Source organism: Prevotella sp. LCP21S3_D2 (assembly GCF_052118345.1).
GTDB lineage: Bacteria > Bacteroidota > Bacteroidia > Bacteroidales > Bacteroidaceae > Prevotella.
Genome location: NZ_JBQKHJ010000001.1, coordinates 298,809 through 321,980, shown reverse-complemented (window position 1 = coordinate 321,980; position 23,172 = coordinate 298,809). Strand labels below are relative to the sequence as shown.

The following is a 23,172-nucleotide window of genomic DNA, read 5'->3' as shown; positions in this document are numbered from 1 at the left end:
CTTGAGGATAGGCAAGTATAGAACTAACTAGTATGAAAAGAAAGAATTTTCTGTTAGTATCTTTTTTAGCGATGGCGATGACTTTTTCTGTAGCGTCTTGCAGCAGTAGTAGTGATGATCCTGAAAACATTCCGGAAATTCCCGGAGGTGGCACAGAGACTCCTGGTGGAGGAAATGATAATCCTGGCGGAAATACAGAATTGACAGCTGCACAAGCTAAACAGAAATTAGACGCTACAGCACAGGAGCTGCTGGGCAAGATGAATGTGAATGATCTGCAGGAGTTCAAGACCTTGATAGATGGTGTTGATTACGAAGATGGTAGTGAAGTGTCAGAATGGTTTGAGGCATGTGGCGATGCTTCCACGGTTTCAGACAGCGAAGAAGGCACGAAATATCTTATCAAAGCTTCTAACTTCGTAGGGGAGTTTACGCTCAAGAATGGCGTTTGGAAACAGACGAAGAAGGGTGGTGATCATCTCTCTTTCTTCTTCAATGATAAGGATGGAAAGAACTGTGTGCTTACATTGAATGGTAGTAGTGATGGAACTCTGATTCACCATGATTGCTTTGATGATGAAGGTGAATATTGGGATGGCTACAAGTGGCAAGAGTATAAAGACGAATACCGTTTTATCTTGCCTAAGAAGATGGAACTTACGCTGAGCCGAAATGGCGAGGTGAGAGCCATGACAACGATTAATACTGAGGTGAAGACCGCAGGTGAAATAGACCTGGCCAAAGACGAGGTGGAACTCTCTTCCGTAACTCAGGTTGGCGCTTACAAGGTAGAGGTAAACAAAGCGGCTTTCAAGGCTGGAAAAAATGCAGAAGCAAAGGCTGTAATCTCTAAGGGCAACGAAACGCTGATTACGGTTATAGCTAATGCTGCTGGGGATATCGACAACAATCTGGAAGGTACATACGGCAAGGTTTCTGCATCTGTTGATATTTTGGGCAAAGCAAAGGTTGTTGCAACATTCTCTGATGTTGATCTGCTGATTCAGAATCTTGATAAAGCAGATGAAAATGAATCTCAGTTCAAGCAGTATCTTGATAACGCCAATAAACTTGTTGATGCCAAGCTCTATCTCGATAACAGCTCTAAGAGTTGTGCTAAGGTTTATCTCGCACCTATCGAGGATGGCTATGGTAGCTATAAGTATTGGGATGCTGAACCGTGGCTGGAATTCTCTGATGGTTCGAAGTATTCTTACTCAGATTACTTTAATGAGAAGTCGTTTAAGACAGTAGTTGATAAGGTGCGGAGCATCGTAGATGATTTCATTAATATGTTTGACTAATATAAGTCGACACAATACAGTAGAATTATCTAAGGAAATATCAGATAGTGAAAAGAGTTTTCTGCATATTTATTTATGTAGTATTTGGTATATTGAAAGGCGTGTCGGCAGAAATGACCGACACGCTCAATCATTATGGGCTTCAGGCAGTTGAGATTCGTGGTAAGCACCTTCGTTCTCAATTGAGAGAAATAGAGGGGACCAGCATTATCAGCATGTCTCTCATGGATGAGATGCCTCATATTCTGGGCAATGCCGATCCTCTGCATTATGCTCAGCTTTTGCCTGGCGTGCAAACCAATTCCGAATATGATGCCGGTTTGCATATCCAGGGCTGTGACAATTCTCACAATTATGTTTCCCTTGGTGGTGCACCTATTTATAATGCGGCTCATCTGCTGGGCTTCTTCTCAATATTCAATGCGGGACATTTCTCAGAGATGAGTCTGCAGACATCTCCTGTTTCTGCTTCTTTTCCTAACAGATTGGGTGGTAGGGTAGATATGTTGACTCCTACTTGGCTTGCGGCAGAAGATAACCTTTGGATGGGGGGTGTTCATGGAGAACTGTCTGTAGGTCCGATGTCTTCTCAAGGAACGTTATGCTTGCCGGTTGGCAAACGCTCCTTACTTTTATTATCGGCTCGTGCGGCCTATCTCAATCTATTATACTCTAAATGGCTTGAGGTAGATGGTGATGAGGTGAAGTATGATTTCTCAGATTATAATCTGTCTTATATCACTCAGTTGGATGATGCTAATGTGTTGAAATTTGAAGGATATTGGGGCTATGATAAAATGAAGATAGGACAGGCCTGTCATGGCTTGCAGGGAAAGCTCAAGTGGAACAATACGATGGCAGCGCTCCATTGGTATTCGCGCTCCAAGCATGGGGAAAATGAGAGGAGAAAGAACTGGCAGATGGAGCAGATGGTGTATTATTCCCGTTATGCCAACCGGTTGAATGTAAATGAGTATTCTTTTCAAGTAGGAATGCGGTCTTTCATCTTTGATTTAGGATATAAGGGAAATTTCTCTTGTGGAAGATGGAGAATGGGAGCAGAGGTGGTTCGCCATCAGCTCTTGCCGCAAGATATTGGCATTTCTGGCAACTTGGCTAATTATCAGACTGATACGCAGCATCAGCAGTCGATGGAGGCAAGTGCTTATCTGCAGTATTGTCAACCTTTGGGAGAAAATCTCTTGATAGAACTGGGTGCTAGAGTCTCTGGTTATCATTGTCAGAAATCTTTTTATCGGGTTATACCTCATCTTAAGTTTAATTACGACCTGTCGCAATCAGCCAAACTGAATCTCAATTTGGGCATCCGTAACCAGTATCTTTTTCAGACTGGCTTTTCTTCGGCTGGACTTCCCACCGAATTCTGGTTTGCTGCCGATCAGAATCATCGTCCGCAATATGCCTATCATGCTGCCTTGCAAGGTGAATTCTGGTTTGCCGCAAAGGAATACCGGTTGAGTGTGGAAACTTATTATAAATGGTTGATGAACCAGATAGAGAACAATAGCAATATGTTTGATATCCTTTTCTCTTCTTATTCTTTTGATGGCTCCTTGTTGCATGGCAAGGGTTACAATTATGGATTAAATCTTCTCCTTGAAAAACGAAGGGGAAAACTGACGGGATGGCTGAGTGGTTCCTTGGGGCGCGCCATGCGAAAGTTTGATGGCGAACAATATCAGGGACGGTATCCTGCCGGGCATGAACGTATTTACGAGCTGAATGCCGTAGCTACTTATCGTATAAATCGCCGTGTCAGTTTAGGCTCAACCTATGTGCTGGCTTCCGGAACCCCTTATACTAAAGTGAATTATGCTTATTTAATGTCGGGCAATCTTGTAACGGAATATGGACCTCATAATGGAGATAGGGTAAAACCTTATATGCGTCTTGATTTGTCGGTAAGTTATGATTTTGCAACGAAGGGCAGCGTTCGTAGCGGAATAAATTTCTCGCTTTATAATGTTATGATGCACGGAAATGATTTGTTCTATCGTATCAAGGTGTATGATAATCATGTGAGATATAATGGTTTTAAGTTCTTGATGCCTATTATGCCTTCTATCAATTATTATTGTAAATTTTGAAACATCTGCTTATGAAAATCAGTCACAATAGTCTTGTCATAATCGTCTTGGCTTTATCCTTTATATTTGGAGGATGTAGCCAGGATGTTTCTACGTCAGATGAATCGCAATTGGTAGTTGAAGGGTGGATTGATGCTGGTGGTTTTCCTATCGTAAAACTGACTAAAACGATTCCTTTGGGTAAGGATGAACTGTCATTAGACAGCCTTTCTCGCTATATGGACAGATGGGCGAAAATTACCATTTCTGATGGTGAAAGAACAGAGGTCTTGGCGGGGAGGTATGATAAAAGATATTTTCCACCTTTTATCTATACCACTTTTGATATGCGTGGCGTGGAAGGAAGGGAGTATGTCTTGAGGGTAGAGGCTTCGGATGGCAAGGTGGCAGAAGCAAAGACCCGTATTCCGGTGTCTGCAAAAATTGATTCCTTTCGTGTAGAACCTACTGATGTAGATAGTCTTTTCCAACTTTATGCCTATACGTCTTATCGAGGAAAATGCAAACTTTTTACGCAGACTGTAGGAAATCAGAACGAAATGTATTCTGCTGAATTAGGCCTTTTTGACGATGGAATGATAGGAGAAGAGGGAAGAATTTCGGTAAAACGGGGTAGGGATAATCTACAGAAAGATTTTACTCCTTTTTTTAAGGAGAATGAAATAGTAAGGGTAAAGTTTTCTTCATTAGGTGAGGAAGGTTATGCCTTTTGGCGCAGTTTCGAAGATATGGCAGCCTTGTCCAGAATTCCCCTGATGCCTGTCAACTCCAATTTGAAGTCGAATGTTCAGGGTGCTTTGGGTTATTGGCTGGGATATGGTTCCAGTTTCTATGAAGAGAAAATCAAGGTGGGGGAAAACATTAAAATTCAGTAATCCCCCTCCTTGCTTGTCTAGTTTCCTGTCGAGACCTGTCACCTTCCTCTAGGAAAGGTTCAAGGCACTTATTTTATTTTTATACCATTCACTCTTTCATATCCATTCATTTGCCCATCCCAATAAAGTTTTCCATTCAAAAGAGTAATCAAATCTCCATTTGATAAAACAATTTTATTATTAGCAATAACATAGGTATATATATACCTATCAGAAAATTCTGCAAGATAAAATGGATATTGAGTATTTGTTTCTTTATAAAAGGCATTATCATTTTTGTTTTGGTATATCTGAAAACAAATGCGCTGAACAGTATTGGCATTAATAAAATGCCATAAATAAATACAACTTTCACCACCTCCCCATAAAACGCCATCAGACCAATAAGCTCCAAAATATAAAATTTCGGTATAGTCGTTTGGATTGTAATTATAGGCATTTTTTACATTTTGACGAACGCTTTCTAAACAAATCCAATATCCCTCAATACCGGATTTTGTTTCTTCAATTTCATCTTCATTCTCGCTAGACGAAGAACAAGCGGTAAAAGAAAACATTGTCAACAAGGCGATGAGAAACGCCATTAAAGAAAAATGTATTTTTTTCATGATTTGTGCCCGTCATGCCGATAGCTCAGCTTTAAATTCGTTATTACTTACAGATATATTTCTTACCATTGATGATGTTGATGCCCTTTTTAGGAGCATTCAGGCGCCGGCCACTCATGTCGTATACCTGACCTTTCTTGCTTTCTTTCAAGACAGGGTTGGCAATCGATGTGTTTACATCCTTCGTTGTGAATCCTATCCTATGTTCGTTGCTGTTTTGAGATCCATTCCTGAGTTTAAGGCTACCAGCTGGTATAATCAGCGTGTAGTGAGTGCCAGCCTGAAGTGTCTTCTGAGGTGTGATGGTTACCTGGGTTTCTGATGTTCCATCGGCTTTTATATTGGTTGCGAAATGGCTGTCAACGTATATTTTTGAACCATAGTCTGTTTCTAGCCTGATCCATTGGGATATAGGCTTGTTGCTCACATATGATACCGCCTGATTGAATTGTAGCACAGGTTTCACGTTTACATCGACATCCGTGTCTCCATCTTTTGGCGAGGAGCTGACCAGCTTGATATCCGTTCCCCCTTCTATCTCTCCGCCTCCATTTTCATTCACCGTTATTACGAATGTCACAGTTGTCAACGGCGTGTCTATTGAATGCCCATATTCCCTTTGGTAGACATGGCATTTTACCTCTACCCGTCCACCTGCAACGTACTTGGTTGCTCCCGTTGCCAATATTGTACAATAGCTATCGAACCTGGAGCCTCCTCCTGCGGCTGTTACACAAACTGAAGGAAACCACCATTCATACTTGCTGATATAATGATTGGAGGAAGGTGAAGCATAGGCATTTAGTGTGGTTTGTTCACCAATTTTAAGTGTAGAATAAAAAATCTCTGCCCTGGCTGATGTTATAAACATAACAAATAGCACTAATAAATAAACTAATCTTCTCATTGTATTTATCTATTAAATAATTAGTAACCTTGTTTTTTCTATAAATGTATTAATGTTTCCTTGCAAATTTAGCCATTTTTTCTACAAGTTGCAAATGGGATTTTCGGCGTTTGGGGGTAATGGGCAAGTTTTAGATTACAAGCGGTCGTTAATGGAGAGTAAGTGGCTTCAGTTTTATTACCCAAAATGCGCCAGTATGTAGGAACACATGCTGCACCAGCCTCTGCCGCCCTCATTTTCTGGGCTTTTGGAAGAGGACAGGTTTAGGCAGAATTTAAAAAGTTTACCGATTTGGCGTTCAGGATAATAAGAGAACAACAAAAACGGAAATAGTTTTTTCTCTTTTTATCCCTCACATCCCTCACATTTTCTCTTTTTGAATTTTTAATCATTTGATAATGAGGTGGTTGTCTCTCTTGTATGGCGTGATAGATAGCCGAAATGTTTACAAAATCCATCACGCTATCCATCACTTATTGCCTTTATCCATCACGTCTTTCAGCTTATCTTCTTGCTGAAAGTGCTTTTTTTATGCACGTGATTCGGGACAAAGATGAAAGTTTTCGGGACAAAGCTTGCATTTGGCTTTAAAATTTTGTATCTTTGCGGAGTGTTGACAACACAGATTCCACAATGGCAATAACCACTGCGAAACCTAATGTTTAATTAAAAATTTATTTTTTATGGAATTAAATCTTAATGATCCTGCGTTTATCAAAAGTCTGGTAGATTATCATTGGATGTACTGCTTCAATGCCGATTGTCCTCGGGCAGCAGAATGCATCCGATTCATCTCGGCAAAGTTCAAACCCGATGATGTTACTGCCGGAAATGCTGTTTATCCCGATGCTAACCTCCATGCATCTTGTTCCCATTTCATGCGTGTGTACCAGTTCAAGGCAGCATGGGGATTTTCCCATCTCTACGACCAGGTAAAACATGTCGAAATGCAGACCATCAAGTACCGCGTCATGGATGTTCTGGGCAACCGTACTACCTATTATCGTGTACATCGGGGGGAGAAACATCTTACGCCGGAAATGCAGGAGCAGGTGAAGAAAGTCTTTGCTGAATATGGTTATGGGGAACCTGCCTATGATCATTATGCAGAAGAAATCGGATTCGTTTACGAATAAAGCACAATCCCCTGCCGATGTATCGAAAGCGGGAATGCAACGTATCGGTTTGTTTCACAGGGTGAAACAGAGTGTTTCTAGGCTTGAAACAAACTGTTTCATGGTATGAAACAAAGTGTCTCGTGTCGATAAACTTTTTAAAATGACAGATAATGAAATTTACCATAACACATAGAAATAAAAAGAACCAGCTCCTGGTAAGTACCAAGAGTCTGGAACGTTTCCTGGGGCGCATCGTAAACGATGACGCCAGGAATACCGTGGAGAACTTCCGTGAATATGTACCTTATCTCATGAATGGTTATGATGGGTATAAGGATATGCCAACCTGGATGCATGTTCACCCTGCGGCAGAATTTCAGAAATCGGAGAATGGACTCCTGAAGATGAAGAAAAACAACGGCGTTCTGCTGCTTACGTTTGTTGATATAAATGAGGATGGAGGTGTGGATGCCATCAAGCAGAAAGTAGCCAGTCTGCCTTCTACTCTTGCAGCCTTTGTGGGAGCCGATGGCATCAGTCTGCATGTTCTGGCGAAATATGCGCTGGCAAAGGGGACGTTACCTGATGAGGAGGTTGCTGCCGACAGGATTTACAAGCAGGCCTTCCTGACCTTTGCTCCGCTTTATCAGACGCTAGTAAAGGCAAAGATGCAGATGCCCGAGCCTTCTATCTTTTCCGATTTTCTGATGACAAGAGATTCTTTTCCTTATTATCGTGAAGATGCCTTGCCCCTGACGTTGAATGAAGTCTTTCATGGCGCAGAAAAACCTGTGGAGAGCGTTGATGAGAAGGAGGCTGACCACTCTTCCGGAGGTGTGGATAACGACCGTAAGGAGTTGAGTGACAATATCATGAGTATGATCGGATTTCTGTGTAAGAAATATGATTTCCGTTATAATTCGGTAATGAAATGCACAGAATATAGGCCAAAGGAAAAGGATTATTGGGGCTATCAGCCAGTGGATGCCCGTGTGCAGAAGCGTATGACGCTGGAGGTACAGCTCGCCAACATCCGTGTGAGCATCAAGGATGTGCGCAATTATCTGGAGTCGGATCTTCTTTCTACCTATAATCCTGTAGATAACTTCCTGTTCAAGTGTGAGGGGAAGTGGGACGGTAAGGATCATATCCGTGCCTTGGCGCGCACGGTGCCTACTGATAATCCTTATTGGGAGGATTGGTTCTATACCTGGTTCCTGGCGATGGTTGACCAGTGGCGTGCTTACAGTCATCGCAAATACGGCAACTCTGTGGCACCACTTCTCATCTCCAAGCAGGGCTACAACAAGAGTACTTTCTGCCGGTCTCTGGTTCCGCCGGAGTTGCAATGGGGGTATAATGATAATCTCGTATTGTCAGAGAAACGGCAGGTGCTTCAGGCAATGTGCCAGTCGCTGGTTATCAACCTGGATGAGTTCAACCAGATTTCTCCTCAGGTGCAGCAGGGATTCCTGAAGAACATCATCCAGTTGCCGAGTGTCAAGATAAAACCTCCGTATGGCAGTCATGTACAGGAATTTCCGAGAATGGCGTCTTTTATCGCCACGAGCAATATGGAGGATATCCTCTCCGATCCTTCCGGTAATCGCCGTTTTCTGGGTGTGGAGCTCACGGGTCCTATCGATGTGAGCCAGCGTCCGAATTATGAACAGCTTTATGCGCAGGCGCTTTCTGCATTACGGGCAGGCGAGAAGACTTATTTTGATGCGGAACAGACCCGGCTGATCATGGCGAACAACAGGAAGTTTGAGGTGGTTTCTCCGGTAGACCAGTATTTCAATCTCTATTTCGACTTGACCGATGATGTCAAGCAGGGTGAGTATCTTACGGCAGCCGAGATTTTCCAGGAACTGAAGAGTCACATCGGTTCATCGTTGAAGTTGAGCAATCTCATCACCTTTGGCCGCAAACTTTCTCAGATGCCATCCATTCACCGCAAGCGTTTCAACGACGGCATGCGGTATCTGGTAGTGAGAAAATCGTGATGGATAACGCTAAATCGTGATGGATAGCGTAATGGATACTTCCGCTTTTCGGAGTATCTATCACGCTATTTAAATATCTGTATATGAGTATGTTAGAGTCTGTAATGTGTGTAAATCGTGATGGGTGATAGATAATTATCTCAAAATGTATTCGCTTCCAATCTTTCCCAGATGGCATCCCGATAGATGAATTTCGATAGCGAACGGATAAAAAATGAAAAATCAGCCAATTGGCAACGGAATGTTGCTGGATGGCTGATTTTCTTATTTAGTATGATAGATTTCTAGTTTCAGACTTTCCTGTCATGGAAATCTGTTGGATTTCTGATGCAAATATAGTCAAAAACTCCGAAATATCAAAATGCGTATTTACTTAATAGAGGCTATGATGCGGGGAGATGGGATTATGCGGTTTGATACAGAGAATAAGCGGTAGGAAATTGCACTATGAAAATGTAGAAGATAATTCTACTCTCATCTTCTCTACATCAAATCTGATGCCATCCCGGTCGATGAATCTGGATAACGAGCCGTCTTCTGCAAGCTCTTTTGGGGTGCCGATGGAGAGATGGTTTTCTTCCATCAGCCAGAGCTGATCGGCAATCTGCAGGGCCAGTTCCACATCATGGGTTGACAATAAGATAGACTTATGCTGCTCGTGGGCAAGGCGACGGAGCATTTGGAGGGTTGCCACCTTGCTCGGAAAGTCGAGGAAGGCGGTAGGCTCATCCAGGATGATGAGGCTGGTTTGCTGAGCCAGCGCTTTGGCAATCATCACCTTCTGGCGCTCGCCATCGCTTAACTCTGTGATAGAACGGGAGGCTAAGTGCTGGATGCCTGTCTGCCGGATGGCTTCATCTACTATCTTTTGATCTGCCGAGGATAAGGTTCCCCAGAAGCCGGTATAGGGAGAACGGCCGATGCCGATGATTTCCTGAACGGATAGTTGGGGAGTATCCATACGGTTAGTGAGAACTACACCTATTTCCTGGGCGAGTTCGCGGGCTGAATAATCGGATAGAGGTTTGTCTTGAATCAGGATTTCTCCATCAAGGGGTGGCTGGAATCCAGATAAGGTGCGGAGCAAGGTAGATTTGCCCACTCCGTTGGCTCCGATGAGACAGGTCAGTTTGTCTTCCTGGAGTGAGGCATGAATAGATGAGGCTACCGCTCTGAGCTGATGCTTCGAGCGATAGCCTATCGTTAGATTCTTGAATGTGATTGTAGTTCCCATCAAAATCTTCTTTCTTCGAAATGTTTATACTGTCGAAGCGGAGATTTACTTGGCAGCCAATACTTCTACCTCAACCAATGCACCCTTAGGCAACTTCTCTACGGCTACGGCTGAACGAGCTGGGTATGGCTGGCTGAAGAACTCGGCATAAACCTCGTTCATGGCTGCGAAATCGTCCATGCTGTTCAGATATACAGTAGTCTTCACTACGTGAGAAAGGTCGGTACCGGCTGCCTTCAGGATGTTCTGGGCATTGGTAAGACTCTGACGGGTCTGCTCCTTGATGCCACCCTCTACGAAATTGCCTGTTGCTGGGTCGATAGGAATCTGACCTGATGCAAATACGAAACCGTTTACTTCGATAGCCTGGCTATATGGACCGATAGCTGCAGGCGCATTGTCTGTGTGAATTGCGTTCATAATTAATTTCCTTTTTCTATTTATTAAATCAATCTGGATGCAAAGATAAGCATTTTTCCCCAAAACTGACCTATTTCGCATCGAAATTTAATAAGTTTTCTTACTATATTCGCTCGGTGTACATCCAAATTGCTTCTTGAAGCTGGTAGAGAAGTGAGACAGGGTGTTGAATCCCGTCATATAGGCAATCTCCGAGATGTTGTACTTGCCTTCCACGATGAGGGTGGCGGCACGATTGAGCTTATAGGTCTTGAAGAAGACGCTTGGATTCTCTCCTGTGAGTCCCTTGACCTTGTAGTAGAGCTTTGTGCGGGAGATGTGCATCAGTTTCGTTACCTTGTTGACATCCAATTCCGAGTTGGCTAGTTCCTGCTCCATCATATGATAGAGTTCGTCCATGAAGAGTTTGTCTTGTGGCGACAGTACTTCTTCCACGTTCTTGTCGGTCTCCGTGGCGTTGGTTAGGATGGTCTTGGTCTTCTCACGGTTGGTGAGTTGCGAGTTGATCATTGCCAGGAGAACCTTGGGGGTGAATGGTTTGGTAACGTAGGCATCTGCTCCACTGTTCAGACCCTCCACTTGGTTTTCGGTGGTGGTCTTTGCCGTTACCAGGATGACTGGGATATGGCAGAGTTGGATGTCTTGCTTGATTTCCTTGCAGAGATCATAGCCGCTCATTCCCGGCATCACCACATCGCTGAGGATGAGGCTAGGTTCTTCCTCCCTTGTCGCCTTCAAGGCACTCTCGGCATCGAAACGATAGATGATGCGATAGGATGATGCCAGGAGGGTACGAAGATAATGTACCACTTCGGTGTCGTCATCTACGATGAGTATTTTCGGACGGTTGTCTGTACTGTTATCTTGACTTACCTTGTCTGCCACTTTCTGACTGTCGTGCAGTGGAAAAGCCATCTTCTGGTCTTGCTCCAAAGGGGCTTTCTCGTTGGCGGCATAGAGGCTCTCCTCGGTAGGCAGGGTAACGGTGAAGATGGCTCCCTGGCAGTCCTTGCGGTTGCCCGCCTTTAAATCGCCATGGTGAAGGACGGCTAGGCTGCGGGCATAGTAGAGTCCGATGCCAGTACCCCAGTTGATGGTGCCTGTGGATTGGTTGTTCAACTGATAATATCGCTTGAAGATATTCTCCACCTCATTCTGTGGGATTCCCTTGCCTGTATCAGCCACCGTGATGGTGATAATCTGTTCTCCCTTGTTAGTGGTACCGGTGTCGAAAGATACATCTATCTTACCGCCACGAGGGGTAAACTTCATGGCGTTGGACATCAGGTTGTTGATAATCTTTTCCAGTTTGTCGGAATCCAGAAGCATCAGGTAGGAACCTTCCAGTCCGTGACAGTTCAAGGTGATTCCTTTCTCCTCGGTATTCACGATGAAGAGGTCCATGATGCGCTTCATCTCGGAGATAATGTCGGTTTGCTTGACGTGCAAGCGGAGTGTGTCGTTCTCCAGCTTGTTGAAGTCGAGCAACTGGTTGACGAGTCTCAGCATTCTATCCACGCTTCGGCTGATGATGTTCAACAGCAACTTGTCGTGCTTGTTGATGCTTTCACTTTCGCAGAGTTGTTCCACTGGTCCAGAAATCATGGTGAGTGGTGTTCGGAACTCATGCGATATGTTGGCGAAGAAACTCATGTTCATCTTGTTGATGCGCTGTTCCTGCTCCTTCTCATCCTTAGCCTTTTGAACCATGTTCTTCTCGATGCTGATGCGCATCTTCTGCCGATAGATTACGAAGCCGACGCCCCCTATTATAATAAGGTATAGGCACCATGCCCACCAAGAGTTCCAAGGCTCAGGGGCGATGCTTACCAGTATGCTTTTTTCGGCGATGATATTGTCGGATCCATTGCCTACCATCTTTACCTTGAAGGTATAGTTGCCGGCAGGCAGGTTAGAGTAGTACGCCTCGTTGTTATTGCCGGCATCAATCCATGTATTGTCGAATCCAGCCATTTGGTAGAAGTAATGGATGCGCTTGTAGTCGCTGTAGTCGATGGCAGAAAAGGCGATGCTGAAGCTGTTTTGTTTGTAGCTGAGGTGGATATGGGGTGATTCTTCCATACTCTCCTTGATACATCCATTCTTGCCAGGAAGCATAATCTCATTATGTACCTTGAGTGTTTCGAAAAGCAGACTTATCTGCTGGTTCGTGTTTATGTCTTGTGGATTGAAGATGGTAAGTCCCTGGGTACCGCCGAAGATGAGAGTTCCATCTGATAGCTTGCACGATGCCCTATCGTAGAATTGGAAGCCTTTCACACCGTCAGCCTCGTTGTAGGTGGTTACCTTTTCTGTTTTTCCATCTATCTTGTTGAGTCCATACATCGTACTAACCCAAATGTTTCCATCTCTATCTTCCTCGATGCTGGAAATGTCGGAGCAGGAGATTCCTGCTATGGTGGTCAGCTTGTGGCTCTTTGCTTCATACTTCAAGAGTCCGTTGGTGACTGTACCCAACCAGATGTTGCCCTTGCGGTCTTGATAGTTCTTGGTAGGGATATACACACTTCGCTTGATGCACTTCTTCCAGTCATCCGGATTCACCTTAAACTCTTGGACATCGAAGTTGTTTCCATTCATTTCCAGGATAGGTTTGTAGAAGGCAGATATGAGCATGTTGCCATTCTGTAAGCGCATGATGCTGGGAATGAAGCAGAAAGTGGTAGGGAAGAGTTGTTTTTTGGTCATCTCTCCACTTTGTGCTGAAATGCAGTAGATGTTGACGGATGCCGTGGATACCCAGATGTTACCCTTTGCATCCTGGCTGATGTCCATAGGCATGAAGCAAGGGTAGGAGGCTACCTTGTTGAGATGGTTGCCATCGTATTGGCATTTTGCCACATGGTCGCCATTGGCTAGCCATAGATGATTGCTGCTATCCACAAAGATGTTGGTGGCGGCATTCTTCCTGTTGCCGTTGCTGTAGGAAACCATCGGTATGTCCTTGAGTTGCTGGGTTTGCAAGTCATACATATAGAGTCCGTTCTTCTTGGTAGAAATCCAAAGGTGATGATTCCTGTCGGTGGCTACGGAGAGTACGGGCTGTTTGCCGATGGCACGTTGAAGGGCAGGCATGCTATTAAACATATCCTTGTATCTGTAGATGGTTTTTACGCCATCGTCTTCAGAACCGAGCCAAAGGTTGCCCTTGGAATCGGTTAACATCTTGTTGACTTGCATATCTGGCACTTCGAATGGGAAATTCTTGTCGCTTTGTGGCAGGATAGTTTCCTCCTGGGCATTGAAATAGAGTAATCCGTGCTTGGTGGTGCTAAGCAGAAGATTGCCTTTTTCACCATACGGATGGATGCCGCTGACCATATCGTTGGGGATTTGCAAGCCTTGCAAGGCTGCAGGGAGCTGCTGCCATTTCCGGGTGTCCGTATCAAAGAGTTGCATTCCATTGTAGCCAGAGATGTAGAGCTGATGCCCATCGAGGAGAAAAGAGGCGATGGGATAACTCTGTACCGGGTTTGGGGCGATAAGTTTGAGATCTCGGGTGCGATATCCCTTGACAGAGTAAGAGGTAACAATCCACAACACATCTTTCCGGTCTATATGGCAAGAGAAGTTATAGCAGTTCTTCTCCACCATCTTGGAGAGCCTGGTGATGGCTTTGTTGTTTTTTTCGTCATATTGATACAGGTCTGTTATCGTGAAGAAGAAGATTCTTCCCTCCTTGTCTTCCAGGATTTTTTCGATGTTCTTGTTTGCGCTGTTGATACTAACTCGTTTGAAATTGCCATTGGCCTGGTATAGGCATACGCCATTGACGGTGGCTACCCAGAGTCGGTTGTGGGAGTCACGATAAATGTCGGTAATATTGTTGTCGGGCAATCCCAGTGAATCGTCCACGCAGTAGTATTGGTGATACTGGTTGCCATCATACTTGTTGAGACCACGGAAGGTACCTATCCAGATTTGTCCGTATTTGTCTTCGCAGATGCTCTTCACCTTTTGGTTGGAGATATGTTCAGACAGGACGAGGTTCTTCTCGGGTGAAGAGACTTCGGGAATGTCTTTCTGGTCCTGGCAAGCAGTAAGAAGAAGGGTTGCCAAGAGAATGAGTGCGTCATAAAATACCTTTGTTCGTTTCATAATAGATGGTTTTGATTGTAGCTGCAAAAGTACTATAAAACCCTGATATATACAAGGTTTATAAGACTTTTTAAACAAATAAGCAAGTTTTTGAACATATAGAAAACCCCATTTTGAACAAAAATGTAACACAAGAAAACAAGTTAGAAAAAGGTGTATGATAAAAAGTACTACCTTTGCAACCATAAACAATTAACAGATTTACAAGAATATAAGCTTAATCAATAAAGTATTATCTTAATGAGAAAAATCTATGAGAAAAATGAATGATTACAGAAGATTCCTAACCTTCGTGTTCTTATTGATGATTTCCGGTTCTGCTGCCTTGGCGCAGGAACTGATGAAAGTCGCTGGTCTCGTAGTTGACCAAAATGCCGACCCTTTGATTGGTGTTACCGTGCGTGTGCAGGGAGACAACAAGGGTGGTACAGTAACTGATATGGATGGTAACTTTACAATCCAGGTGCAAAAAGGTAAGACCCTTGTCTTCTCTTATCTTGGCTATAAGAATAAAGAGGTATTAGCCAACTCTTCCAAGCTCAAGATTACATTGCAGGAAGACAACAAGGTACTCGACGATGTGGTGGTTGTAGGCTATGGCGTTCAGAAGAAGAGTTCTGTAACAGGTGCCATCTCTCAGGTGAAGAAAGAGGATATGGAGAATCGAACCATCACCAATGCCAAGTCTGCTCTTCAGGGTAAGACCGCAGGTGTGCAGATTGTTTCTTCTTCGGCTCGTCCGGGTGCATCACCAACCGTTCGTATCCGTGGTTTCTCTTCCAATGGTTCTTCCGACCCTCTCTACGTAGTAGATGGTGTACGCCTAAGCGATATTAGTGGTATCGATCCTAATGACATAGCATCTATGGAAGTGTTGAAGGATGCCGCTTCTGCTGCCATATATGGTGCAGAGGCTGGTAATGGCGTGGTTCTCATTACTACGAAGAAGGGTTCTGTGGGTAATGGAAAGATAACATATGATTTCCAATATGCCATCGAATCGCTTGCTAAAAAGCCTAAGTTGCTCAATGCTGAAGAATATATCCAATATATGAAAGAAGGTAAGACCTTTACAGAGGATTATCTCTTGAAAAATTGGGATGGTACAACCAATACCTCTTGGGTAGATGCCATCTATGGCAAGGGTAAGATGCAGAAGCACAACCTGGGCTTTACGGGTGGTAACCAAAATGGCAACTACTATCTTTCGCTTACTTATCTTGATAATGATGGTATGGTAAAAGGTTGTAATGACCTCTATCGTCGTCTCACCGCTACCATCAATGCTGAATATCAGATCAAGTCATGGTTGAAGGTGGGCACTACTAACCAGATTGAAAAATATAACGCCCGTTCTGTGTCAGAGGGTTCTGAGTATGGTTCTATGATGGCAGCTGTGCTTTCTATGGATCCATTGACCCCTGTTGCATACGAGGGTGGAAACTTGCCTGCTCATATTGCTAATGCCTTGGCAAGCGGAAAGCATCTCCTGACCAATGCGGCTGGTAACTACTATGGTGTGTCTGCTTTCTATGCAGGTGAGCAGTTCAACCCATTCGTGATGCGTGACAATAGCATATCCCGCAACAGTGGATTCAATGTGAATGGTTCCATCTATGCAGATTTCAAGCCTATCAAGGATCTTGTGATTACTTCTCGCTTCGGTTATCGCTTGTCGGGTACCCGCAGTTCTTCCACTTCACTTCCTTTCTATGGAAATGCAACGCAAAGCCGTGATTATGTAGATCAGAGTGCATCTTCTTCTACCTCTATCTATTATCAGTGGGAAAACTTTGCCAACTATATGAAGAAACTCGGCGACCATACCGTGAATGCCATGGTTGGTATGTCTTTCCAGGAATCTACCTACGATTTCGTGCAGGGTGGTTTGCAGGCTAATGGTGAAGATGCTGTCAAGAAGAACAATCCATTGTTCTATTATCTGAATTTCGCATCCGCTTCTGCTACCAAGTCTGTGGGTGGTGAGAAAACCCGCTCAGCCAAGTATTCTTACTTTGGTCGTTTGAGCTACGATTATAAAAACCGTTATTATCTGCAGGCTTCCCTCCGTGCAGATGCTGCCGACTTGTCTAAGCTTCCGGCTACCAATCGTTGGGGATATTTCCCAGCTGTGTCTGGAGGTTGGACCATTTCTGAGGAAAAGTTCTTCGAGCCTTTAAGAGATGTTGTGGCTAGCTTGAAGTTGCGTGCCAGCTGGGGCCAGAATGGTAGCTTGGCTGCCTTGAGTGGCTATGCCTACAGCACCGATATGGCGCAGGGTAGCTTTTATCCGTTAGTTCCTGGTAATAATTATACAACGTCTGTCAGTCCATCTAGTATGGGTAACGATAAGCTGAAGTGGGAAACATCTGAGCAGACCGACTTGGGTATCGATGCGCTCCTCTTCGCTGGCAGAATGAACTTCAGCATGGACTATTTCGTGAAGAAGACCAAGGACTTGCTCGTAAGCGGCACCACTCCATCTCTGGTTATCGGCGGCACCACATCTCCTATCAATGCTGGTAACGTAAGCAACAAGGGATTTGAGTTTGAACTCGGTTGGAGAGACAACATCGGTGATTTCAGCTACAGCGTACGCGGCAACCTCGCTACCTTGAAGAATGAGGTTACTTATCTCGACCCATCCTTGACCCGTTTGCAGGGTACTACCTTTATGAATGTGCCTCTCACATACTTCGAAAAGGGTTATCCTGTGTATTACTTCCGCGGCTATCAGTTTACAGGCATAGACCCAAAGACAGGTGATCCAACTTTTGCCGACCTGAACGATAGTGGTGATCTGACCGATGATGACAAGATGGACTTGGGCAGTGCCATTCCAGACTTCACCTATGGTATCACCTTGACCGCAGCTTACAAAGGCTTCGACTTGGCAGTATTTGGTTCTGGTGCATCAGGCAACAAGATATTCAACTGCATCAACCGTACCGACTACCCTATGGTCAACAAGATGAAGGAACTCTTCTATGACGACCGTTGGACGGAGAGCAATCCTAATGGTAGCAAGCCACGTGCTGGTGCCAACAATATGGACAAGTATGCTACATCCAGTGCAATGGTATATGATGGATCTTATTTCAAGATTAAGCAGATCCAGTTGGGCTACAGCTTGCCGAAGACCCTTCTCAAGAAGGTGGCAATCAGTAACTTGCGTCTCTATGTATCTCTCGATGACTTCTTCACCATCACCAAGTACCCAGGATTCGACCCTGAGGTTTCTACCAATGATGTAGTGGGTATGGGTATCGACAAAGGCGGTTATCCAACCTCAAGGAAGGTAGTGATGGGCTTCAACTTGGAGTTCTAAGGTCTGGAGGTTCATATAACTAACACTATACATAATATATAATAACATTAGGAAATTATGAAAAAGAATATCATATATAGTCTGCTTCTCGTTGTGGCAGTGTTATTTGCCGGTTGTGAAGACAGACTCGATATAGCAAAGCATGGCAATATGGGTGGTCAGGATGATTTCTACAAGACCAATGAGCAGACCGAGCAGGCGGTGGCTGCCATGTATAGCCGTGTGAAGGGATTGTATTTTACTTGGTTCTTTACCAAGAATCTGCTTTCGGATGATGCTTGGTGTGGCGGTGGTAATCGAGGCGACAACAACTCACACGAGCAGTTGAATGAATATACCTTCGATTCTAGCAACAGTAATATCGAGGGCCTGTTCTCGGGTCTCTATGGTGTCATCTATCAGTCAAACCTCGTCATAGAGAAGGTGGCTAATGATACGGAAGTCAAGAAGCGTGCCATAGCCGAGGCTTATTTCTTCCGTGCCTGGGCTAACTTCGAGCTGGTTACCCTTTGGGGCACAGCTCCATTGGTAGATCATCTCTTGGCTACAGGTGAGTACCGTCAGCCAAACAGTACTCCAGAGGCACTTTGGGCTGCTGTGGAGGCAGACTTGAAAGAGGCTATCGGCATGAATGCCTTGCCTTCCAAGAAGAACAAGGACGATCAGGAGACGGGTATGCGTGTTACCCAGGAAGTGGCAAAGGCTTATCTGGGTAAAGCTTATCTCTTCCAGAAAAAGTATCAGGAGGCAGCATCCGCACTCAATGAGGTGGTGGATTCCAAGAAGTACGACCTCTTCCGTGGCGACTATGACATGCAGTTTCATGCCGTCAACAACAACAACTGTGAGTCTATGCTCGAATTGCAGTGGCGTAACGACCAGGAGCAGACTTGGAGTCAGTTTGATATGACCTTCCTGATGCAAGGATGGCGTACCGGCAATATGACGCTCGAAGGCAAGGCTGCCGAAGAAGTGGCTCAGGGAACCTACGGCTTCTTGAATCCTCGCAAGTCTCTCTATGAGGCTTTTGTAAAAGCAGAGGGCGAGAATGGATACCGTTTGCAGAAGACCCTGCTCAACAGTGATCAGATGGCAGCATACGGCGTGAAGTTGAATCCTGGTCAGAACATCTATGGATGTGAAGGCTACCTCTTCTTCAAGAACCGCATATTGAAGAGTGACAACATCATGGATGCCTCATACTTCCAGGGATTTCAATATACCGACCGAAAGATTATGCGTTATGCCGAAGTTCTTCTCCTGGCTGCCGAGGCAAACTTGGAGGCTGGCAACACAGACGTAGCGCTGAAAGATATCAATGAGATTCGTATCCGTGCCAAGGAAACTCCATTGACTAGCGTTACCTTGGACGACATCAAGACGGAGAAGCGCTTGGAACTCTGTCTGGAAAGTACCCGATTCCAGGACTTGGTACGTTGGGGTGATGCCAAGAATGCCTTGGCTTCACAGGGCAAGGAAATCCCTAACTACTCTTCCAAGGGCGTAAGTTGGGATTTCTCCAATTCTACTTTCGGATTCCAAGACAAGCACATGTTGCTTCCTATTCCTTTGAAGGAAAGAGAATTGAATCCTAATATCCAGCAGAATACGGGATGGTAATCTTCTAATTAACTGATATTTAAAAGATATTGATATGAAAAAATATATAGGTTCAATATTAAGTCTGTTTATTGCAGGGCTGTGTTTCACAGCCTGCGATAACGATGCTCTTGATGGTATGCAGGGGGTATATGCAGATATGCAGAGTTATACATCGCAAGAGGCTACCGTGCAGCCTACCACTAAGTTAAAGAAAGGCGTGAAGGCGCTCAATGTAGATATAAAAGATGTAAAGGGAACTGCCATTCAGATTAGTTTTGGCAGTACCGAGTGGATTCTTCCTGCTGCCTCTTATGCCGTAGCTGAGACCGTGGCTAACAAAACCTGTGTGGTCAAGGTGAATGGTGAGGCAATGAAGAGTGGCGACATCGACGTATCTCTTATCGGGGGCAAGTATTACCTGAACGGTTTGTTTGCCAATGCCGCTGGTCAGCGAGTGAAGTTGAATTATGTAGGAGAGCTTGCTTTCGTTGTGGGACAGGATGACCCAGAAGCATCGGGCTATACTCTTACTATCGCTCCAACTCAGATTGTCGATTGGTCAACAGGTGCTCCTGTCATCGTGAATCCTAATGCTACCAAGTATATCATCTCTATCAACAATCCTGCAGGTCAGCCTGCTGCTTATCTGGAAGCCGTGAATGCCAATCAGCTCGGTCATACAGACTTGGCTGGTGAATATACCATTCAAGGGAATGCTTCAGAGCCTTGGTTGATGGGCAATGGTTATGCTTTCCCTCAATACGGTTTCATGGGTGGTAGCTTCTTCGTGGATGAGGCTGGTGTCGCACAATACATCACGGCAGGTAAGATCATCATCTCTACCGCTAAGGATGCAGAGGGACAGGACTTATTCTCATTCGAGGGCGCTGACCTTGAGACCCAGAGCGGTGTGGATGGATCGGCTGGCAAAGGATCATTTAAGATTAAGTTTGCTGCCATCGCCAAGTAATAAATTAAAAAATAAAACGTTATATTCAATGAAAAGATTTTCGATATTAGCAATTACATTGTGTGCTATTTGTGGCTCTGCCTTCGGACAGCAAGCCTTGTTCGGAGGGCAGATGCCTCTCTCTCCTGAAATTCATGCAGACAAGACCGTTACTTTCCGCTGCATGGCACCCGGGGCTCAAAAAGTACAGATAACAGGTGATTTCTTGCCAACCAAGAAAATAGATACCCCGATGGGTAAGTATGATATGCCTGGAGTAGCCGATTTGAAGAAGGATGAGAAGGGGGTGTGGTCTTTTACTACCACTGCTCCTTTGGCACCAGAGCTTTATAGCTATACAATGATGGTGGATGGCGCCAGTGTTACCGACCATCTCAACGTCTATACCGTGCGTGACATCGCCAACGTTTCCAACTATTTCTTGGTAGGCGGAGGGAAGGCAGATCTCTACAAGGTCAACAAGGTTGCGCATGGAACCGTATCAAAGGTCTGGTATGATGATGCCAAAGCTGGCCTTACTCGCCGTATGACAGTATATACTCCTGCAGGTTACGAGACCAGCAAGCAGAAATATCCTGTGCTTTATCTCTTGCATGGCATCGGTGGCGACGAGGAAGCGTGGATGGATTTGGGACGTGCTTCGCAAATTCTCGATAACCTCATTGCACAAGGCAAGGCGAAGCCAATGATCGTCGTCATGACCAATGGTAATATCTCTCAGGAGGCAGCTCCTGGACAGACATCGGATAATCTGATAGTCCCTGCATTGGGATTGCCTAAGACCATGGAGGGCTCTTTCGAGGCATCTTTCCCTGAGGTAGTGAAGTTCGTGGATAGTCGCTATCGTACCATCGCCAATACTCAAGGTCGTGCCATAGCAGGTCTTTCGATGGGTGGTTTCCACTCGTTCTATATTTCTATCAACAATCCTAAGACCTTTGGTTATGTAGGTTTGTTCTCCGCAGCCATCGGCAAGGAGCAGAGGAGCGGTGGCGCCAATGAGTATATCTACGACAATGTGGATGATAAGTTGGCTAACCTCTTTGCAGCCAAGCCAAAGCTCTACTGGATAGGCATAGGTAATTCCGATTTCCTCTACAAGGACAACGTCGCTTTGCGAAAGAAACTGGATAGCAAGGGATACAAATATACCTATATGGAAACAGATGGGGGACATATTTGGCGAAATTGGAGAATCTATCTCGCTGAATTTGTACAAAAAATATTCTAATAATTACCAGGAAGGTCTTCTAAATCTTAGGAGACCTTCTATGGAATGAGACTAACAATTATTAAAAATTGATAACAATGAAGAAAATTACATTCTTGGCAACTGCCTTGCTGATGAGTCTTGGCAGTTTTGCCCAACAGGCATTGTTTGACAATGTTCCTGTTATCTCACCAGAGGTGAACGCCAACCATACCGTAACTTTCCGCTTGAAGGCTCCTAATGCCCAGAAGGTGCAGGTTACTGGTGATTTCCTGGCACCGAAAACCATTGATACACCAATGGGAAAGTATGATGCTCCGGGAGTAGCTGATATGACAAAAGATGAAAAGGGTGTTTGGACTTTTACCAGTCAAACGCTTTCCCCTGAGTTGTATTCTTACAATCTCCTTTTGGATGGAGTGAAGATCGTTGACCCGGGAAGTGTGTATATCACTCGTGATATTACCTCAGAAACTAATATATTCATTCTTTCAGACAAGAAAGGTGATTGTGGTGACCTCTATACCGTTAACGAAGTGCCTCACGGAAATGTGTCTAAGGTATGGTATGATAGTCCTACACTCAAGATGCAGCGCCGCATGACGGTCTATACTCCAGCAGGTTATGACAAGGGTAAGGATTATCCTGTACTCTATCTGCTCCATGGCGCTGGTGGTGATGAGGATGCCTGGACTACTTTAGGACGTGCACAGCATATTCTTGATAATTTGATTGCCACAGGTAAGGCTAAGCCTATGGTTGTGGTGATGACCAATGGCAATCCTAATTGCCAGGCTGCTCCAGGTGAGTGGTCGGCAGGTCAATACATTCCTTCTTTCTATGGCTATCAAGGTGCCAAGCCAGCTGCCACCATGGATGAGAGTTTCCCTGATGTGATGAATTATGTGGAGAGCCACTATAAAGTTGCTAAGGACAAGGCTCATCGTGCCATCTGTGGACTCTCTATGGGCGGTGGTCATTCTTTCGATATCTCTCGTCGTTTCCCTACCAAGTTTGATTACATCGGACTCTTCTCTGCAGGTTTGCATGTGGGTACTACTGGCGATTTCCGTAATGACTTCTACAAGCAGTTGCAGGGGAATGAGGAGGCTAAGACACAGTTGGCTACTCTGTTTAAGAACAAGCCAAAGTTATATTGGATTGGTATGGGCAAGACCGATTTCCTCTACAAGAGCAGTGCAGACTTGCGTCGCTACTTCGATGAGAAGGGGTATAAATATACCTATTTGGAGACGGAGGGTGGACACATCTGGCGTAATTGGCGTGTGTATCTTACAGAGTTCTCACAGAAGATTTTCAAATGATAAAATAATTTTTTTAAGTAATAGTTTTACAAAACATT

At 44.6% G+C, this 23,172-nt stretch carries 15 protein-coding genes; 10 read left to right on the top strand and 5 right to left on the bottom strand.

Translation table 11 applies throughout. The features are described 5' to 3' along the window. Window positions 1–32 precede the first annotated feature (32 nt). The 3 genes from ACTQ16_RS01300 to ACTQ16_RS01290 all read left to right on the top strand — a co-directional run bounded on the left by ACTQ16_RS01300 (window position 33) and on the right by ACTQ16_RS01290 (window position 4,287). Window positions 33–1,304, top strand: a complete 1,272-nt coding sequence (locus tag ACTQ16_RS01300) for a hypothetical protein (protein WP_441935740.1) — start codon at window positions 33–35, stop codon at window positions 1,302–1,304. Between the two features lie 101 nt (window positions 1,305–1,405). After that, on the top strand, window positions 1,406–3,412 hold the full coding sequence (locus ACTQ16_RS01295; protein ID WP_441935738.1) for a TonB-dependent receptor plug domain-containing protein: 2,007 nt from the start codon (window positions 1,406–1,408) through the stop codon (window positions 3,410–3,412). 11 nt (window positions 3,413–3,423) lie between these two features. Next, window positions 3,424–4,287 carry a DUF4249 family protein gene (locus ACTQ16_RS01290; RefSeq protein ID WP_441935736.1) on the top strand — a complete coding sequence of 288 codons (864 nt, stop codon included), beginning with the start codon at window positions 3,424–3,426 and terminating at the stop codon, window positions 4,285–4,287. Window positions 4,288–4,355: 68 nt separating this feature from the next. Here ACTQ16_RS01290 and ACTQ16_RS01285 read toward each other — a convergent pair whose 3' ends face one another. Next, window positions 4,356–4,895, bottom strand: coding sequence for a hypothetical protein (locus ACTQ16_RS01285; RefSeq protein ID WP_294971600.1), 540 nt, complete (start codon window positions 4,893–4,895; stop codon window positions 4,356–4,358). A 43-nt stretch (window positions 4,896–4,938) separates the two neighbouring features. Next, on the bottom strand, window positions 4,939–5,475 hold the full coding sequence (locus ACTQ16_RS01280) for an Ig-like domain-containing protein (RefSeq protein ID WP_441935734.1): 537 nt from the start codon (window positions 5,473–5,475) through the stop codon (window positions 4,939–4,941). Between the two features lie 1,010 nt (window positions 5,476–6,485). On the opposite strand from ACTQ16_RS01280, the gene ACTQ16_RS01275 reads away from it, so the two are divergent. Continuing rightward, window positions 6,486–6,938 (top strand): DUF6078 family protein, encoded by a 453-nt coding sequence (locus ACTQ16_RS01275; RefSeq protein WP_118151447.1) that lies wholly within the window; start codon window positions 6,486–6,488, stop codon window positions 6,936–6,938. 152 nt (window positions 6,939–7,090) lie between these two features. Continuing rightward, window positions 7,091–8,926 carry a VapE domain-containing protein gene (locus tag ACTQ16_RS01270; RefSeq protein WP_441935732.1) on the top strand — a complete coding sequence of 612 codons (1,836 nt, stop codon included), beginning with the start codon at window positions 7,091–7,093 and terminating at the stop codon, window positions 8,924–8,926. Between the two features lie 445 nt (window positions 8,927–9,371). Here the strand turns inward: ACTQ16_RS01270 and ACTQ16_RS01265 are convergent, their stop codons facing one another. From ACTQ16_RS01265 to ACTQ16_RS01255, 3 genes are all read right to left on the bottom strand, one after another. Then, on the bottom strand, window positions 9,372–10,160 hold the full coding sequence (locus ACTQ16_RS01265) for an ABC transporter ATP-binding protein (protein ID WP_441935730.1): 789 nt from the start codon (window positions 10,158–10,160) through the stop codon (window positions 9,372–9,374). Window positions 10,161–10,205: 45 nt separating this feature from the next. Beyond that, window positions 10,206–10,580 carry a RidA family protein gene (locus ACTQ16_RS01260; protein ID WP_006848032.1) on the bottom strand — a complete coding sequence of 125 codons (375 nt, stop codon included), beginning with the start codon at window positions 10,578–10,580 and terminating at the stop codon, window positions 10,206–10,208. Between the two features lie 87 nt (window positions 10,581–10,667). After that, on the bottom strand, window positions 10,668–14,699 hold the full coding sequence (locus ACTQ16_RS01255) for a two-component regulator propeller domain-containing protein (protein ID WP_441935728.1): 4,032 nt from the start codon (window positions 14,697–14,699) through the stop codon (window positions 10,668–10,670). A 253-nt stretch (window positions 14,700–14,952) separates the two neighbouring features. Here ACTQ16_RS01255 and ACTQ16_RS01250 point away from each other — a divergent pair, with 253 nt between their 5' ends. The 5 genes from ACTQ16_RS01250 to ACTQ16_RS01230 all read left to right on the top strand — a co-directional run bounded on the left by ACTQ16_RS01250 (window position 14,953) and on the right by ACTQ16_RS01230 (window position 23,134). After that, on the top strand, window positions 14,953–18,027 hold the full coding sequence (locus ACTQ16_RS01250) for a SusC/RagA family TonB-linked outer membrane protein (RefSeq protein ID WP_441935726.1): 3,075 nt from the start codon (window positions 14,953–14,955) through the stop codon (window positions 18,025–18,027). A gap of 57 nt (window positions 18,028–18,084) precedes the next feature. Continuing rightward, window positions 18,085–19,647 carry a RagB/SusD family nutrient uptake outer membrane protein gene (locus tag ACTQ16_RS01245; protein WP_294971062.1) on the top strand — a complete coding sequence of 521 codons (1,563 nt, stop codon included), beginning with the start codon at window positions 18,085–18,087 and terminating at the stop codon, window positions 19,645–19,647. 34 nt (window positions 19,648–19,681) lie between these two features. Further along, window positions 19,682–20,599, top strand: a complete 918-nt coding sequence (locus ACTQ16_RS01240; RefSeq protein ID WP_294971059.1) for a hypothetical protein — start codon at window positions 19,682–19,684, stop codon at window positions 20,597–20,599. Between the two features lie 28 nt (window positions 20,600–20,627). Beyond that, window positions 20,628–21,830, top strand: coding sequence for an esterase (locus ACTQ16_RS01235; RefSeq protein WP_294971056.1), 1,203 nt, complete (start codon window positions 20,628–20,630; stop codon window positions 21,828–21,830). 77 nt (window positions 21,831–21,907) lie between these two features. Next, entirely contained in the window at window positions 21,908–23,134 is a 1,227-nt protein-coding gene (locus tag ACTQ16_RS01230; protein ID WP_441935724.1) for an esterase, read from the top strand. The last annotated feature ends 38 nt before the right edge of the window (window positions 23,135–23,172 follow it).